The organism is Methylobacterium sp. WL7, from assembly GCF_008040085.1.
In the GTDB taxonomy this organism is placed as follows: Bacteria; Pseudomonadota; Alphaproteobacteria; order Rhizobiales; family Beijerinckiaceae; genus Methylobacterium; species Methylobacterium mesophilicum.
Genome location: NZ_VRVG01000033.1, coordinates 1 through 15,554 on the forward strand (window position 1 = coordinate 1; position 15,554 = coordinate 15,554).

General features: G+C 71.6%; 13 protein-coding genes. 5 read left to right on the top strand and 8 right to left on the bottom strand.

Going from position 1 to position 15,554, the window contains the following annotated elements; genetic code table 11:
• Together FV233_RS11255 and pal are read right to left on the bottom strand one after the other, a co-directional pair.
• A partial coding sequence (locus FV233_RS11255) for a YbgF trimerization domain-containing protein (RefSeq protein ID WP_281407997.1) occupies positions 1 to 491 on the bottom strand: 491 nt, incomplete at its 3' end.
• Between the two features lie 152 nt (positions 492 to 643).
• On the bottom strand, positions 644 to 1,138 hold the full coding sequence (gene pal / locus FV233_RS11260) for a peptidoglycan-associated lipoprotein Pal (RefSeq protein WP_147856178.1): 495 nt from the start codon (positions 1,136 to 1,138) through the stop codon (positions 644 to 646).
• A gap of 425 nt (positions 1,139 to 1,563) precedes the next feature.
• Between pal and FV233_RS11265 the strand changes: the two genes are divergently transcribed.
• Positions 1,564 to 1,956: a response regulator gene (locus FV233_RS11265; protein WP_147856179.1), complete on the top strand. Its 393-nt coding sequence runs from the start codon at positions 1,564 to 1,566 to the stop codon at positions 1,954 to 1,956.
• 11 nt (positions 1,957 to 1,967) lie between these two features.
• Here FV233_RS11265 and FV233_RS11270 read toward each other — a convergent pair whose 3' ends face one another.
• On the bottom strand, positions 1,968 to 3,002 hold the full coding sequence (locus FV233_RS11270) for a WcbI family polysaccharide biosynthesis putative acetyltransferase (protein WP_238260823.1): 1,035 nt from the start codon (positions 3,000 to 3,002) through the stop codon (positions 1,968 to 1,970).
• Positions 3,003 to 3,075: 73 nt separating this feature from the next.
• Here FV233_RS11270 and FV233_RS11275 point away from each other — a divergent pair, with 73 nt between their 5' ends.
• The 3 genes from FV233_RS11275 to FV233_RS11285 all read left to right on the top strand — a co-directional run bounded on the left by FV233_RS11275 (position 3,076) and on the right by FV233_RS11285 (position 5,714).
• Positions 3,076 to 4,143, top strand: coding sequence for a GSCFA domain-containing protein (locus FV233_RS11275; RefSeq protein WP_147897538.1), 1,068 nt, complete (start codon positions 3,076 to 3,078; stop codon positions 4,141 to 4,143).
• Between the two features lie 82 nt (positions 4,144 to 4,225).
• On the top strand, positions 4,226 to 4,825 hold the full coding sequence (locus tag FV233_RS11280) for a nitroreductase family protein (RefSeq protein WP_147856181.1): 600 nt from the start codon (positions 4,226 to 4,228) through the stop codon (positions 4,823 to 4,825).
• A 103-nt stretch (positions 4,826 to 4,928) separates the two neighbouring features.
• A complete protein-coding gene (locus FV233_RS11285) occupies positions 4,929 to 5,714 on the top strand; it encodes an SHOCT domain-containing protein (RefSeq protein WP_147897539.1) in 786 nt (261 codons plus the stop codon).
• Positions 5,715 to 5,726: 12 nt separating this feature from the next.
• On the opposite strand, the gene FV233_RS11290 is transcribed toward FV233_RS11285, so the two are convergent.
• Entirely contained in the window at positions 5,727 to 6,488 is a 762-nt protein-coding gene (locus FV233_RS11290; RefSeq protein WP_147897540.1) for an acyl-CoA thioester hydrolase/BAAT C-terminal domain-containing protein, read from the bottom strand.
• An 84-nt stretch (positions 6,489 to 6,572) separates the two neighbouring features.
• Positions 6,573 to 7,598 (bottom strand): KpsF/GutQ family sugar-phosphate isomerase, encoded by a 1,026-nt coding sequence (locus FV233_RS11295; protein WP_147856699.1) that lies wholly within the window; start codon positions 7,596 to 7,598, stop codon positions 6,573 to 6,575.
• Between the two features lie 198 nt (positions 7,599 to 7,796).
• On the opposite strand from FV233_RS11295, the gene FV233_RS11300 reads away from it, so the two are divergent.
• Positions 7,797 to 9,242 carry an FAD-linked oxidase C-terminal domain-containing protein gene (locus FV233_RS11300; protein WP_147856698.1) on the top strand — a complete coding sequence of 482 codons (1,446 nt, stop codon included), beginning with the start codon at positions 7,797 to 7,799 and terminating at the stop codon, positions 9,240 to 9,242.
• Between the two features lie 78 nt (positions 9,243 to 9,320).
• Here the strand turns inward: FV233_RS11300 and FV233_RS11305 are convergent, their stop codons facing one another.
• The 3 genes from FV233_RS11305 to FV233_RS11315 form a co-directional block, all read right to left on the bottom strand.
• Positions 9,321 to 12,116 (bottom strand): EAL domain-containing protein, encoded by a 2,796-nt coding sequence (locus FV233_RS11305; RefSeq protein ID WP_147897541.1) that lies wholly within the window; start codon positions 12,114 to 12,116, stop codon positions 9,321 to 9,323.
• Positions 12,117 to 12,349: 233 nt separating this feature from the next.
• The gene (locus FV233_RS11310; RefSeq protein ID WP_147897542.1) at positions 12,350 to 14,584 is read right to left on the bottom strand and encodes an EAL domain-containing protein; all 2,235 of its coding nucleotides are present in this window, start codon (positions 14,582 to 14,584) and stop codon (positions 12,350 to 12,352) included.
• Positions 14,585 to 14,981: 397 nt separating this feature from the next.
• Positions 14,982 to 15,539 (bottom strand): MucR family transcriptional regulator, encoded by a 558-nt coding sequence (locus FV233_RS11315; protein ID WP_147897543.1) that lies wholly within the window; start codon positions 15,537 to 15,539, stop codon positions 14,982 to 14,984.
• Positions 15,540 to 15,554: the final 15 nt, after the last annotated feature.

The window sequence follows — 15,554 nt, forward strand, 5'->3', positions numbered from 1 at the left end:
CCCCCCCCCCCGCCACCGGGATCGGCCCCGGCGGGCCCGGCCAACGGCGGCAACCCGGGGGCCGGCCGGCCGGGCACGCGCGGCGACGCCTTCGACCCGCCCCCGGCCCCCGGCGCGCCGGGCGCGCCGGGGGCCTGGGACGGGTCGAAGGCGTCGCCGCGCTTGCCCGGACGGCCGGACCCCGGATTGCCGCCGTTGACCGTGCCCGCCGGGGCCGATCCCGATGACGGGGAGGAGGGGGCGGCCTTGCCGCCCTTGCCCTCGTTCAGGCGGAACTCGACATCCTCCTGGAACTTGCGCAGCTGCTCTTTCAGCTGCCGGTTCTCGTACTGGAGGGTCTCGATCTGCCCGGACATGATCCGGGACTGGTTCTCGATGCGCCCCAGGCGCACCACCAGTTCCGAGGCGTCCTGCGCGGCGGCCGGAGGGCCGAGGAGCAGGCCCCCGAGGATCGTGGTGAGCGCGAGGCGGGTGCGAAGGCGGGCGGGCATGATGGGCTGCGGTCCGATGGAAGCGCGAGGCCCTATCAGATGCGCCGTTCCGCGGCAAAACTGCGGCGCGGCCAATTCTTCGCGGGACCGCCTGCCGGTTCTTCGAAGGAACCGGCAGGCGGACGTGGATCGCGTGTCGGATCCGCGAAGAATTACGCCCCGGCGCCGCGGTCCAGCACGATCACCGCGCGGCGGTTCTGCGACCAGCACGAGATGTCGTTGCACACCGCCACCGGCCGCTCCTTGCCGTAGGAGACCGTGCGCATCCGGTTCGCGCCGATGCCCCGGGTGGCCATGTAGTCGTTGACCGACTGGGCCCGGCGGGCGCCCAGGGAGAAGTTGTACTCGCGGGTGCCGCGCTCGTCGGCATGGCCCTCGATGATGAAGGTGTAGCGCGGGTAGCGCTGCAGCCAGGCGGCCTGCTTGTCGAGGGTGGCGGTGGCGGTGGGGGTCAGGTCGGTGGAATCCGATTCGAAGAAGACCCGGTCGCCGATATTGACGACGAAGTCCTGCGCGCTGCCCGGGGTCGCGGCCCCCGCCCCGAACGCGGAGGCGTCGGCGAGGTCCTTGTCGTTGCTGCAGGCGCCGAGCCCGAGGCCGGCGCAGAGAGCGAGGCCGAGGGCGAGTGCGCGGAAACGCTGGGGCATGATCGTTCAACTCCTCGAGCGGTGCCGAAGGCCGGCTGCGGGTCTTCGAGGCGGGTCCGCGTCGTCCTGAGCGCCGGTGATAGGCGCGGATGGTTAAGCGACGGTTCCGGCGCGCCCCGCGCAACGTCCTGCGGGCCCGCTTCGGTCGGCGGCGTGCGCTGCCGCACGCAGGGCCATGCTGACGCGCCCGGATTGCGGCACCGCCAGGGCGATCGGGCGGGGCCACCGGGCAAGCGGAGGCGTTTCCGCCCCGCGGGTTGCCCGGATGCAACAGGGCCGGATACCGCATCCGGGCGCGTTTTAAGACATTCTCAACCCTGTCGGGCCTTGATTCGCCCGAAGCGCTCGCCGTCGACGCGGATTCCGGTTCGGCACACGCGAGCGCTTCCAGATCTAGAGACGCCGCGCGATTCCCGGACCCCTCAATGCGCCCCGCCCAGTGCGTCCTCATCGTTGAGGACAGCTACCTGCTCCTCGAGATCATCGCGAGCCTGTGCGAGACGCAGGGCATCCGGGTGATCGAGGCCTCCACCGGGGAGGCAGCGCTGACGCTCCTGCGGGCGCGGGGCCACGAGATCGACTGGCTGTTCACCGACATCCACCTGCCCGGCCTGATCGACGGCTGGACCGTGGCCCACGCGTTCCGGGCGCTCCATGCCGACCGGCCGGTGGTCTACACCTCGACCGATTCGAGCGGCGGCCGGGGCGTGCCGGGCAGCCTGTTCCTGCGCAAGCCGTTCCAGGTGGAGGCGGTCAACCGTCTGGTCCGGATGATGGGCGACGGCTTGAGCGACGCCCCGCTCTGCGCGGCGGGCTGAACGCGTCCCGGTTACCCGGCCCGGAACAGCGCGACGATCTCGGGGCTGGCGAGCCAGGTCTCCACCCGCTGGCACGCGAGATCGCCGGCCGGCAGGGCGTCGTAGAGGGAAAAGCTCGCCGCGATGAAGCCCGGCAGGTCGTAGAGCCTGGGGAAGTCGTCGCCCCGGGGCTTCGTCTTGAACAGGTACGAGCCGGTGAGGCCGAAATGCTCGGCGATCGGCGGGTAGAGCGGCCAGACCACGTCCTGGACCAGCTCGTCGCCGAGGTAATCCTCGATCTCCACGGGCTCCGGCGTGAACCCGCTCTCCTGAAGCAGCCGCCGGGCGATGTCGCCGATGACGAAGGCCTTGGGGTGGTTCATCAGGTGCATGAAGGCGCCGCGCCGCGCCCAGCGGGTCACCTCCCGGTCCAGGCCGAAGCCCAGGGCCGCGGCGGCCCCGACCAGCTCGCGCACGGCCGGATCCCAATGGTCGAGGTAGCCCAGGCGGACGAACACGTCCTCGCGGAACAGGCCGGCGGTGCGGCCGGCATCGAGGCCGAGCCGGTGGGCGCAGAGCACGATCGCCGAGTGGTACTGCCCCGTCGGCGAGGGCGCGAGCTTCAGGGCGGCGAGATCCGAGGCCTGGCCGGCATAGACCATGTCCGGGTGGAAGGCCGAGAACACGATCGCCGGGAACAGCTTGAGCCGCGGGTCGGCCGCCCGCAGACTGGCGACGTCGCCGCCCGGGATCAGCCCGGCCGGGAAGGTCTGCGAGAAGACGTGATCGTGGGAGCGGAGCGTCCGGACCAGGCCGTCGATATGGCCGTGGTCGCGCTTGAGAGAGCCCATGGGCAGGTAGCGCACGGGGCTCTTCGGGGCGAGCAGGCGCATCGCCTGGGCGATGCCCCGGGCCTGGCAATTGCCCAGCACCGCGATGGCCGGCCCGTCGCGGGTCGTGGCGGCGCGCGCGCGGTTCCGCCATGGTGTCGCCCAGGTAGGCGCCCAACTGGGGGTCGACAGGGACAACGCGCTGCGGGCGCGCCGGGGCAGATCGTTCAGGGCCACGTCGCGTGCCGGGGTCAGCGGACGGATCAGCAGCCCCGAGGGCAGTTGCCGTCGTGAAGAAGAGGGTTCGAAGATGGCGTTGAATCCGTATACGGGTCTACCGGCCGATCGATTCTGGCGCAAGGTCGTGACCAACGTGCCGCCCTTCGCGGTCAATCCGCACCCGAAGGACACGTTCGCGATCGGGCCGACCGACAAGGTCGCCACCGGCGGCTCCTGTTTCGCGCAGCGGGTGGCCGAGGCGGTGCGCGGCGCCGGCTTCAACTACTACCTGACCGAGCCGCCGCCCCCCGGCATGAGCGCCGACGAGGCCAATGCCCGCCAGTTCGGCACCTTCTCGGCCCGGTACGGCAACCTCTATTACACGCGCCAGTTCGTGCAGCTGTTCGACCGGGCCTATGGCCAGTTCGAGCCGGAGCTGAAGGCGTGGCTGCGCGACGACGGCCGCTACGTCGACCCGTTCCGCCCCACCGTCGAGCCGGCGGGTTTCGCCAGCGAGGCCGAGGTGGTCGCCGCCCGGGACGCGCATCTGGCCGAGGTGCGCCGCCTGTTCGAGACCTTGGACGTCTTCGTGCTCACGCTGGGCCTCACCGAGGGCTGGCGCTGGCGGGGCGACGGCGCGGCGCTGCCGCTCGCCCCGGGGGTCGCGGGCGGCACCTTCGACCCGGAGCTCTACGAATGCGTCAACGCCGGCGCGGGGGAGGTGCTGGGCGACCTCAACGGCTTCCTGGACCGGCTCTGGAGCGTGAACCCCAAGGCCCGGGTGATCTTCACGGTCTCGCCGGTGCCGATGATCGCGACCTACATGGACCGGCACGTGATGGAGTCGAACAGCTACTCCAAGTCGGTCCTGCGGGTGGCGGCCGGCGAGGTGGTCGGCCGGGGCGATCCGCGGGCGGTGTACTTCCCGGCCTACGACATCGTCACCAGCAACGTGAATGCCGGGCGCTACTACAACGAGGACCAGCGCACCATCAACGACGCGGGGGTGCGCCACGTCATGCGGCTGTTCCTGTCGACCTTCGCGCGCGACCGCGCCGCCGCGGCCCCGACCCACGCCCCCGTGGACCTCGCGGCCGAGTTCGAGGGCAATGCCGGCGTGATCTGCGACGAGGAGGAGATCGAGCGCAGCGTGGCGTGAGCGGCGGGGGATTTGCCTCCGGGCAGGTGTTTCGGGCAAGCTCAGCAGTCTGGGCGCTCGCGCCCGTCCGGAGACGATCCCCGTGAGCCTGCCCCCGCCCCGCCAGCCCGACCACGACATCGATCCGATCTTCGTGGCGCGGCACTCGCCCCGTGCCTTCACGGGCGAGGCGCTGCCCGAAGCCGAGCTGATGCGGATGATCGAGGCGGCGCGTTGGTCGCCGTCGGCGTACAATTCGCAGCCGTGGCGCTTCCTCTACGCGCTGCGTGGGGACGCGAACTGGGAGACGTTCTTCGGCCTGCTCGTGCCCGGCAACCAGAAATGGGTCTCGGGCACCGGCGCGATCCTGTTCCTGGTCTCGAACGGGCTCATGAAGGTCGGGGACGAACTGAAGCCGTCCTACAGCCACTCCTTCGACGCCGGCACCGCATCGCTGGCCTTCCAGCTCCAGGCGATCCATCAGGGCTGGCACGCCCACGGCATGGTCGGGTTCGACCATGTCCGCGCGCCCGAGGTGCTGCGCCTGCCCGAGAACCACCGGATCGAGGCCGCCTTCGCGGTGGGCCGCAAGGTCGCGGAGGCCGACCTCACCGAGGAGCAGCGTCCGCGCGAGGCCCCGAACGGCCGCCGGCCGATCACCGACTTCGTCATCGCCGGCGCGTTCCCGCCCTCCGGCACCTGAGGCGGTCCGGAACCGGAGTATACGACCAGGGATTGTGTCGGCAGCGCGATGGCGCCGGCCCTCGCCCATCCTGCTCCCGCCCCCCTACGATCGGAGCCTGCCCATGGACCAGAAACCCTCGGTCCCGCCCGGCGGCACCGCCGCGCCCGCCCCCTTCCTCGACGCGGGCGGGTTCGACCATGCCTCGGGCCTTCAGAGCGTGGCCGACCGCCACGGGGTGAGCCTCGATGCGGTGCGCCACCTGGTCCAGGCGCTGGAGCGCGGGCACGGCACGATGGCGCAGTTCAACCATCCCGACCTCGGCGGCATGGGCCAGTGGTTTTCCGGCGGCATGGTGATGGTCGGCCGGATGTTCGACGACGGCCTCAAGGCCCGGGTCGACGCGCTCTGCACCGAACTCGCCGCGGCGCTGCCGGCGGGCGGCTTCACGGAGGTCGGGCCTGCGTCGCAGCGCGGCGGCGGCGAGTGGTGGCCCGCCGGCCTCGGGGCTCCGGCGAGCACCGGCGCGCAGGACGGCCTACGCTACGCCTACTTTCCCGACACGCGGCGGCTCGCGATCGAATCGGGCAGCGGCGTCGCGCTCTACGATACCGGCGAGCACCACATCTCCGGGGTCTCGCAGGCGAACGGCAGCCTCGACTTCACGGGCCCGCGGGGCGTCGTCGCCCTCGACCGCCTGCGCCGCATCGAGGCGGAGACGGCCGCCCCCCGGCAGGTCGATCCGGCCGAACCGCCGCCCCCGCTTCGACCGACCGCGCCCGCGCCGGAGCCGGCCTCGTCGGGCGATGTGCTGGCCACGATCGAGCGGCTGGCGGAGCTGCACGCCCGGGGCGTGCTCAGCGAGCGGGAGTTTTTGGACAAGAAGGCGGAACTGCTGGCGCGGCTGTAGGCGCGCGGTTGATCAAAGGTCGGTCAAGGTCCGCCGCAGGAACGCGATCAACCGGCGGTGGTGCTCGTTCTCGTCCTCGCCGTCGGGCATGTGATCCTGATCCGCGAGCAGATGGACCTCGGGGTCCAGACCGTGGCGGTGCAGCCGGTCCCGAAGACGCTCCGTCATCGCGGCCGCCCACGTCGCGTCCCGCAGGCCGTGACTCAAGTACAGGGGACCGCGATACCGCTCGATCTCGATCGGGGTAGTCGGAAGCAGGTCGTCCGACGTGCCGCGCCATGTCCAGGCCCGCTGGGCGGGATCCCAAGGCTGAAATCCCGGATCACCGGAATCACGCCACGCGGCGCCCACGAAAGCACCGCAGACGACGTCCGGCGCGGCATGGGCCGCGACGGCATCGGGCAAGCCGGCGACATCATCCCGTGCCATCAACGACGCCACCAGCAGGGCGTGTTCCGCCCCCCGGGAGACACCGTAGAGGCCGACCCGCCCGGCCATCGGCAGGGCGCGCAGGACGCCAAGGGCCTCGACCGTCCGGTCGAGCGGAACATCGACGATGTCGCCGGCATTCCAGACGTTGCCGCCACGCGAGTAGCCGAACGGGAAGGCCAGGAAGCCGTGGGCGGCGAGGATGGCCGCCGTGAGGTAGCTGTAGCCCGACCAGGCCCCTTCGGAGCCGTGCAGGACCATCACGGCTGGAAATGGACCGTCGCCGGACGGCCCATAGGTCATGCCCCAGCCGGGCAGAGGACGGTTGATGATTTGGAGCGCCATGCCCGGATCATGGCACGCGGCGATGCGTCCGGCCTATCGGGTCCGGATGAACTCCGGGCCTCGCCCGGCGGGACGTCGAAAAACTCAGGCGATGCCGGCGCGCAGCAGGTCGTGGACGTGCACGATGCCAACGGGCCGGCCGTCGGTGACCGCGAAGACCGCGGTGATCAGCCGGCGGTTCATCAGTTCGAGGGCGGCCTGGGCGAGCTTGTGCGGCTCCACGGTGATCGGCTCGCGGGTCATGATCGCCGAGACCGGGGTATCGAGGATCTCGGGGCCCATGTGGCGGCGTAGGTCGCCGTCCGTGATGATGCCGACCAGGCGCCCGGCGCCGTCCGTGACGCCGACGCAGCCGTAGCGGCGCGCTGCGATCTCGATCAGCACCTCGGACATCAGCGCGGTCTCGTGGACCAGCGGCATGTCCTGCGGGCCGTGCATCACCTGCTGCACGGTCTTGAGCCGGGCCGCGAGCGTCCCGCCGGGATGGAGGGTGTGGAAGCGGGCCGAGGTGAAGCCGCGCCGCTCCAGCAGCGCCACCGCCAGGGCGTCGCCGAGCGCCAGCTGGATCAGGCTGGAGGAGGTCGGGGCGAGGTCGTGCGGGCAGGCCTCGCGCACCCGCGGCAACTCCAGCAGCACGTCGGCGGCCTTGCCCAGCGTGCTGGCGCCGTTGCGGGTGATGGCCACCAGCGGGATCGAGAAACGGCGGCTGAAGCCGACGAGGTCGGAGAGTTCCGCGGTCTCCCCGGACCAGGACAGGGCGACGATCACGTCGTCGCGGGCGATCATGCCGAGATCGCCGTGGCTCGCCTCGGTGGGGTGGACGAAGAACGCGTGGGTGCCCGTGGAGGCCAGCGTCGCGGCGATCTTGCGGCCGATATGCCCGCTCTTGCCGATGCCGCTGACGATGACCCGGCCCTTGCTCTGCAGGATGGTCTGCACCGCCTCCTCGAACGCGACGCCGAGGCTGCCCTGGAACGCCGCGCTGGTCTCCTGCAGGGCGGCGATGCCCAGTTGCAGGCTGCGGATCCCGATATCGCGGGTGCCCGCGAGATGCGGCGAGGGCGCGTCGTAGGGGTCGTCGCGCAGGGCGCTGGAAGCGGGAGCGGTCATCGGTTCCGTTCTGGACCCGTCGAGCAGGGTCCGGCGCCGCGAAGGCGAAGCGAAGCGAGGTTTTCGACGCTAGGGAGCCGTCATGGTTGAAATGTGACGCCGGGACGACATGCCGCCCCTCTCCGTCCGCCCGGCGGTTGAAGGCCCGCTCCGGCGAGTCCATGCTCCGCATACGCCAGCCAAAAGGGCCCAAGCCCCATGACCATCCGCTTCCCCGATCCCGACCCGAACATCCTCGCCCGGCGGGGGGAGATCCTGGCGGGCCTCGCGCCCCTGGTCGCCCCGGAGGCGCTGGTGGTGAGCGAGGACGAGCGCCGGGCCTTCGAGACCGACGGGCTCACTGCCTACCGGCAGATGCCGCTGGCCGTGGTGCTGCCCTCGACCACCCGGGAGGTGGCGGCCGTGATGGCCTATTGCCACGCCGAGGGCGTGCGGGTGGTGCCGCGGGGCGCCGGCACATCGCTCGCCGGCGGGGCGATCGCGCAAGGCGACGCGATCATCCTGGGCGTCGGCAAGATGACCCAGGTGCTCGACCTCGATTTCGAGAACCGCACCGCCCGGGTGCAGAGCGGGCTGACCAACCTGGCGATCTCGGGCGCGGTCGCCCACGAGGGCTTCTTCTACGCCCCCGACCCGTCGAGCCAGCTCGCCTGCACGATCGCGGGCAACATCGCGATGAATTCCGGGGGGGCGCACTGCCTGAAATACGGGGTGACCACCAACAACCTGCTGGGCGTCACCCTGGTGCTCAACGACGGCACCGTGGTGGAGGTCGGCGGCCAGCACCTCGACAGCCCCGGTTACGATCTTCTGGGCCTCGTCTGCGGGTCGGAGGGGCAGCTCGGCATCGTCACCGAGGCGACCGTGCGGATCCTGCGCGCCGCCGAGGGCGCGCGGCCGGTGCTGGTCGGCTTCTCGAAGGTCGAGGATGCGGGCGATTGCGTCGCCGCGATCATCGCGGCCGGCATCATCCCGGTGGCGATCGAGTACATGGACCGCGAGGCGATCCTGATCACCGAGGACTTCGCCCAGGCCGGCTACCCGCGCGACGCCGAGGCGATGCTGATCATCGAGGTCGAGGGATCGGATGCCGAGTGCGACGCGATGCTCGGGCGCATCGAGGCGATCGCCAAGGACTTCAGGCCGACCAGCGTGCGGGTGTCCCGCTCGGAGGCCGAATCCGCCGCGATCTGGAAGGGCCGCAAGTCGGCCTTCGGGGCGACGGGGCGCATCTCCGACTACATCTGCATGGACGGCACCATCCCGACCGGACAGCTCGGCCCGGTGCTGGAGCGGATCGGGGCGATCTGCGCCGGCCACGGCCTGCGGGTGGCCAACGTGTTCCACGCGGGCGACGGCAACCTGCACCCGCTGATCCTGTTCGACATCAACACGCCGGGCGAATTGCAGAAGGCCGAGGCCGCGGGCGACGCGATCCTGAAGCTCTGCGTCGAGGTCGGCGGCTGCCTCACCGGGGAGCACGGCGTCGGGATCGAGAAGCGCGACCTGATGCGGTTCCAGTACGCGCAGGTCGATCTGGAGCAGCAGATGCGGGTGAAGGCGGTGTTCGACCCCGACTGGATGCTCAACCCCGCCAAGGTGTTCCCCCTGGACGGACGGCTGGAGGCGACCAAGGCGGCCTGAAGTCCCGGGTTCCCAAAGGGCTCAGCCCTTTGGTGGGGTTCGGGGGCGGAGCCCCTGATTCGTCGCGGCGCGTCGTCCTCAGGCCGCCACGCCGCCGCGGTTCGGCCCGGCCTCGGGCCGGCGCAGGCTGTCGGCGGTCCGGGCCAGGATCGCGGCGAGGTCGGCCGCCGGGGCGGGCCGGCCGAACAAATTGCCCTGCAGCTCCTGGCAGCCTTCCTCCCGCAGGATCCGCGCCTGCTCGGGGGTCTCGACGCCCTCGGCCAGGACGTCGATCTTCAGGGCGCGCCCGAGCCAGATCATGGCCCGCAGGATCTCGACGCTGCCGCCGTCGCGCGCGAGGCTGCGCACGAAGCCCGGGTCGATCTTGAGCTTGTCGAACGGGAACCGGTGCAGGGTGCCGAGGCTCGAATAGCCGGTCCCGAACTCGTCCATGGCGATCCGCACGCCCGCGGCGCGGAACGCCCGCAGGAGCGACAGGTTCGCGGCGTTGTCCTGCAGCAGCACCGCTTCGGTGATCTCGAGTTCCAGGCGGTCCGGCCTGAGCCCGCTGTCGGCGAGCGCCGCCCGGACATCCGCCTCGAGGCCGAGGCCGGCGCATTGCAGGGGCGACAGGTTGACCGCGACCTTGACCGGGTCCGGCCAGGACGCGGCGGCCCGGCAGGCCGTGGCGAGGATCCAGGCGCCCAGCGGCCCGAGCAGCCCGACCTCCTCGGCCAGCGGGATGAACTCCGCCGGTCCGACCTCGCCGTGCTCGGGATGGTGCCAGCGCGGCAGGGCCTCGAAGCCGTGCAGGGCCTGGCCGTGCGCCCCGACGATCGGCTGGTAGTGCAGCACGAACTGGCCCCCGGCCAGCGCCCCGCGCAAATCGCCCGCGAGCTGCCGGCGGCGCTGGATCTCGACATCCATGGCCGGGTCGAAGAAGCGCCACGTGCCCCGGCCGGCGGCCTTGGCCTGGTACAGGGCGATGTCGGCCTGCCGCAGCAGCGTGGCGGCGGTGCCGGACGGGTCGTCGGCGATGGCGATGCCGATGCTGGTGCCGATCACCAGGGTGTGGCCGTTCACCGTGACCGGCGTCTCGAGCGCCGCCACGAGGCGCCGTGCCAGGCGCGCGGCGTCGGCAGGCAGGGGAGCCGTGCCGAGCACGATGGCGAACTCGTCGCCACCGAGCCGGGCCACGAGGTCGCCGACCGCCACCGTGGCGGCGAACCGGGCCGCCACCGCGCAGAGCAGCGCGTCGCCGACCGGATGCCCGTAGGTGTCGTTCACGACCTTGAAGCCGTCGAGGTCGAGGCACAGCACGGTCGCCGGCGCGCGGGCATCGCAGCTTGCCAGGGCCGCGTCCATGCGCTCCTTCAGGACCAGGCGGTTGGGAAGGCCCGTGAGCGCGTCGTGCCGGGCCATGTGGGCGACCCGGGCCTCGCTCCGGCGGCGCTCGGTGACGTCCTCGTGGGTGCAGAGCCAGCCGCCGCCGGGGATCGGGGCGTGGACCACGTCGACCGCCCGGCCGTCGGCGAAGTCGCAGGTCAGCGAGACCGGCTGGCCCTGCGCGGCGGTGCGCTCGCAGGCCGCCACCAGCGCCCCCGCGGCCGCGGATCCGAGTCCGTTGCGCGGGTCGCTGAGGTGGCCGAGGAGGGCCGGGAGGGCGGTCCCGGGCCGGCGCATCTCCTCCGGGACCGCGTACATCCGCGCGTAGCGGGCGTTCATGACGATGAGGGCGCCGTCCCGGTCGAACAGGCACAGGCCCTGGACCATGTTGTCGAGGGCGATGCCGAACCGGGCGTCCTGGAGCCGCAGCGCCCGCTCGCCCCGCTCGCGCGCCTCGGCCGCGGCCCGGGCCGCCTCGGCCTGGGCGAGCTGATCCTGCGCGCGGGCCTGCCGGCGGCCGAGCAGAACCAGCGCGAGGAGGCCGAGATCGAGCAGGAACGCCGCCACCCCCACGATGGTCGCCTGCTGGTGCGCGGCCGCCAGGCAGGCCTCCGCGGTGCGGCTGATGCTGAGGACCAGCGGGTAGTTCTTCAGGGCGTGGGCGGCGATGAGCCGATCCTGGCCGTCGATCGGGCTGACGGTGCGCAGGACGCCGCCCTGCGCGGTCCGGGCGGTGATCAGGGATGCGCCCGCGCGGGGGAAGATCCGGCCGATCGTCCCTTCGCGGTGCGGATGCCGGACCAGCAGCATGCCGTCGTTGCGGAACAGGGACACCACGGCGTCGTCCGCCGGCGCGATCTGATCGTACAGGCCCTCGAAATAGCTCAGCTCGACCGCGCCCAGGATCAGGCCCAGGAACGTGCCGTCCGGGGCCGCGACCTTCCGGGCGATGTAGATCGTCCAGGCGCCGTCCCCCCGGTTCGGGACCGGGCGGCCGACGTAGCGCTGCAGGGTCGGGTCGGCGGACAGCGCCTTGAAGTAATCCCGGTCGGCGATGTTGACGGCCGGGATCGGCCAGTAGCGGCTGAAGTTGAGCAGCCGTCCGGTCCGGTCCACCAGGGTGATGGCGTTCGCCTGCGGCAGTGCCGCGATCCAGGTCTTCAGCGCCGTGTGCATGGACGGACGGGACGCCGCCTCGGCATAATGCTCGCCGTCGGCGATCCCCGCCTGGCGGAACTCGGCCAGCACGGCGTCCTGGACGAGTTCGATCGCCTGCAGCGCCCGGTCCGCCTGGTCGGCCAGGACCGTGGCGAGGCCGCCGAGGCTGCGCTCGTTGTCGTCGACCGCGCGCGTCTCCAGGTGGGCGATGAACAGGGCGGCCGCGGCCGTAATCACCAGCGCGAGACCGATGGCCGTCCAGGCGCGCAGATCGCAGGTGTGCCGCCACCGCAGCCGGCGCAGATGCCGGGCCGCCCGAGCGACGAACAGGAAGATTGACTTCGAACCCACCAGGTCACGCTCAGACTACGCTCTATAATAGGGCTATATTGTCCCCGTTAATGAGTTGTTGTGCCGAATGCGTAAACCGGCGGACAATCCTGCCATACATCCTTCTCGATGGATGGCCGCCCGCGTTCGCGAACAGGAGGGCGCGAACGCGGGAAGCGGGCGCGGCGCCCGGGTTCGCCTTTCGGCGGGGCGCGTCCGCTCCCTGCCCCGTCCCGAACGGACGAGGCGGGCGCCTACCCAGCCGCGCGCAGGGCCGGGACCGGTGTCAGCCACGCGCCGGTCTCCGGGCGCTCCGCCAGGAGGCGCGTCAGGGCGGCGGCCGGCATCGCCCGCCCGTAGTGGAAGCCCTGGCCGACCTTGCAGCCCAGCGCCCGCAGGACGACCTCCTGGCCCTCGGTCTCGATGCCCTCGGCGACCGTGTCGAGGCCGAGGTCGTTGCCCATCCGGATGATCGCGCGGGTGATCGCGGCGTCGTTGGCCTCGGTGAGCAGGTCGCTCACGAAGGTGCGATCGATCTTCAGGGTCGTCAGCGGGAAGCGCTTGAGGCTGCTCAGCGAGGCGTAGCCGGTGCCGAAATCGTCGAACGCGATCCGAACGCCCATTGCGCGCAGGTCCCGGATCGTCCCGAGGGTGCGGTCGTCGTTCTGCAGCACGACCCGCTCGGTGATCTCCAGCTCCAGCGCCTCCGGCGGGACCCGGTGGCGGGCCAGCGCGTCGGAGACCTCGCGGACGAGGTTTCCCGTCTTGAACTGGGCGGAGAACAGGTTCGCCCCGACCCGGAACGGCGGCAGTCCCTGGTCCCGCCAGGCCGCGATCTGCCGGCAGGCGGCGTCCAGCACCCAGGCGCCGACCGGGAGCGCCAGCGGGCTCATCTTGATGGCCGGGAGGAACGTGCCGGGCAGGAGCAGGCCGCGCTCCGGGTGCTGCCAGCGGAGCAGGGCCTCGGCGCCGACGAGCCGGCCGCTCGTGAGGCAGATCTGCGGCTGGTAGTGCAGCACCAGCTCGTCGCCGTGCAGGGCGCGCAGCAGCGCGTCCTGGGTGTTGCGCAAGGCCGCCGCGGCATGGCGCATCTCGGAGGCGAACATCCGGGCGGCGCCGCCGCCCTCCTGCTTGGCCCGGTACAGCGCGAAATCGGCGCTGGCGAGCAGCTCCTCTCCGTCGCGGCCGTGCTCGGGGGCGAGGGCGAAGCCGATGCTCGCGCCGGCCCGCAGCACGTGCGTCCCGACCACCACCGGGTCCGCCAGCGCGGCCAGGATCGCGGTGGCGCAGGCGCGCGCCGCCAGGGGGTCGCCGGTGCCGGGCAGCAGCACCACGAACTCGTCGCCGCCCAGGCGCGCCATCACGGCCCGGCGCGGCAGCACCGCCGGGATCCGGACCGCGAGCGCCTGCAGGAGCGCATCGCCGACCGCGTGCCCGAGGCTGTCGTTGATCGCCTTGAACCCGTCGAGATCGACCAGCAGCACCGCGAGCGGCTGGCCGCGCCGGTAGAGGTCGTTCAGCAGGGTCTCGAACCGGCGGCGGTTGGTCAGGCCGGTCAGGGCATCCTGGTGGGCGAGGCGGAGCAGGCCGGCCTCCCGCCTGCGCCGCTCCGAGATGTCCCGGATGATGGCGCCGAGATTCGGCCCGCCATCGTCGTGCCAGACGGACAGGGCGATCTCGGCCGGGCATTCCGCGCCGTCCTTGCGCCGGACCATCACCTCGATGGTGCGGCCGGCGACCTTGGCCGCGTCGCCTGCGAAGATCCGCTTCAATCCGGCCGTGTGGGCCGCACGCATGCGCTCGGGCACGATCAGATCGAAGGGCTCCCCCAGCATCTCGTCGTGGGTGTAGCCGAACAGCGCTGCGGCGGCCTGGTTGGCGAACCGGATCCGGCCCTCCCGGCTGATCGCCAGCAGCGCCAGCTCGGTGGCGTTTGCAAAGCCCATCATGGACACCCGCGCCAGCTCGCTGCGCCGCAGGGTCATCTGCTGGACCACCAGGGCGGCGAGGTCGGCGAGCGCCCGGCGGTCCCGGGCCGGGAAGCGCCGGCGCGGCACCGTGTCGGCCACGCACAGCGCCCCCAGCCGGAAGCCGTCCGCGGTGATCAGCGGGGCGCCGGCGTAGAAGCGGACGAAGGGCGGTCCCAAAGCGAGGGGATTGTCGGAGAAGCGCGGATCGCGCCGCGTATCTGGGATGACCAGAAGATCGTCGGACCGGATCGTGTGGGTGCAGAACGAGGCGCCGCGGGCTGTCGGCGCTGGATCGAGACCGACTTGATCGAGGCCCACTTGCGCCTTGATCCATTGATGGTGCTGATCGATCAGCGAGACGTAGGCGATCGGCGCGCGGAACAGCCGCGCCGCCAGCTGGGCGATGGCGTCGAACCGCTCCTCGGGGGCGGTCCCGGCGATCTGGAACGTGCCCAAGGCGTGAAGGCGCAGGGTCTCCTGCTCGGCCAGGACGCATTCCGACGTGGTCGCTGCCGACACCGATTCCGCTCCCGGCCCTTCAGCCCGACCCTCACGGGCGCTGCAGGACACGACCGTAAACAGCGAATCTTATCGTAGGTTTAAATCAGCGGTTGTCGATCCACGGTGATCAATAGAGCCGTTCCCGATCGACTTGTAATCGAGAACGGCTCTAAGTCCTTGATTCGACGCGCTCGCTTGCGCCGAACCGGTATCCACTTCGGCGGCGGGCGCTCTCGCCCGGCCGCAGAAGCCGGCGCGCAGGCCGGTATCCACGACATGGCTCCCGACCGTCTCCGGTCGAGAGCCAGTATCCGGCCGGCCCAAGGCGCGGCGATCCGGTCCGATTGCTGCGGACCGGCTGCGCGAAATCCTCCCTCTGCGCGGAACGGCGCGGAGGGAGATCGGGACCCGGCGGTCAGGCGGCCTCGACGGACTTGCGGCTGGTGCCGCGGCCCTTGGCGGGGGCGGACTCGGCCTTCTCGGCCTTGCGGCGGCCGCCGCGGGCCGGCGCGGGCGCCGAGCCAGCCTCGACGTCCGGCTCCTTCTCGGATTGCTGGGTGCGGCCGGGCTGGCCGAGACCCAGGCTCTTGGCCAGCGCCGAGCGCTGCGCCGAGTAATTCGCCGAGGTGGTCGGATAATCCGCCGGCAGGCCGTACCGCTCGCGGTAGCCCTGCGGATCGAGGCCGTGCTTGGTCAGGTGGCGCTTCAGCGTCTTGTACGACTTGCCGTCGATGAAGCTGACGAGGCCATCCGGGCGGATCGACTTGCGGACCTGCGCCGGGGTCGGCCGCTCGACAGTGTCTTCCGCCGCGGCGGAAGGCCCGGAGCCGATGGAATTCAGCGCCTCATGGATGCTCGCGATCAGCGACGGCAATTCGGTCGGGGGCAGGGAATTGTTGGCGACATAGGCCGCAACGACGTCCACGGTCCGTTCGATATAGTGCGCCTGGGATGCGGACGCTTCTTCGGACATTCTTGCTTTCCTTAA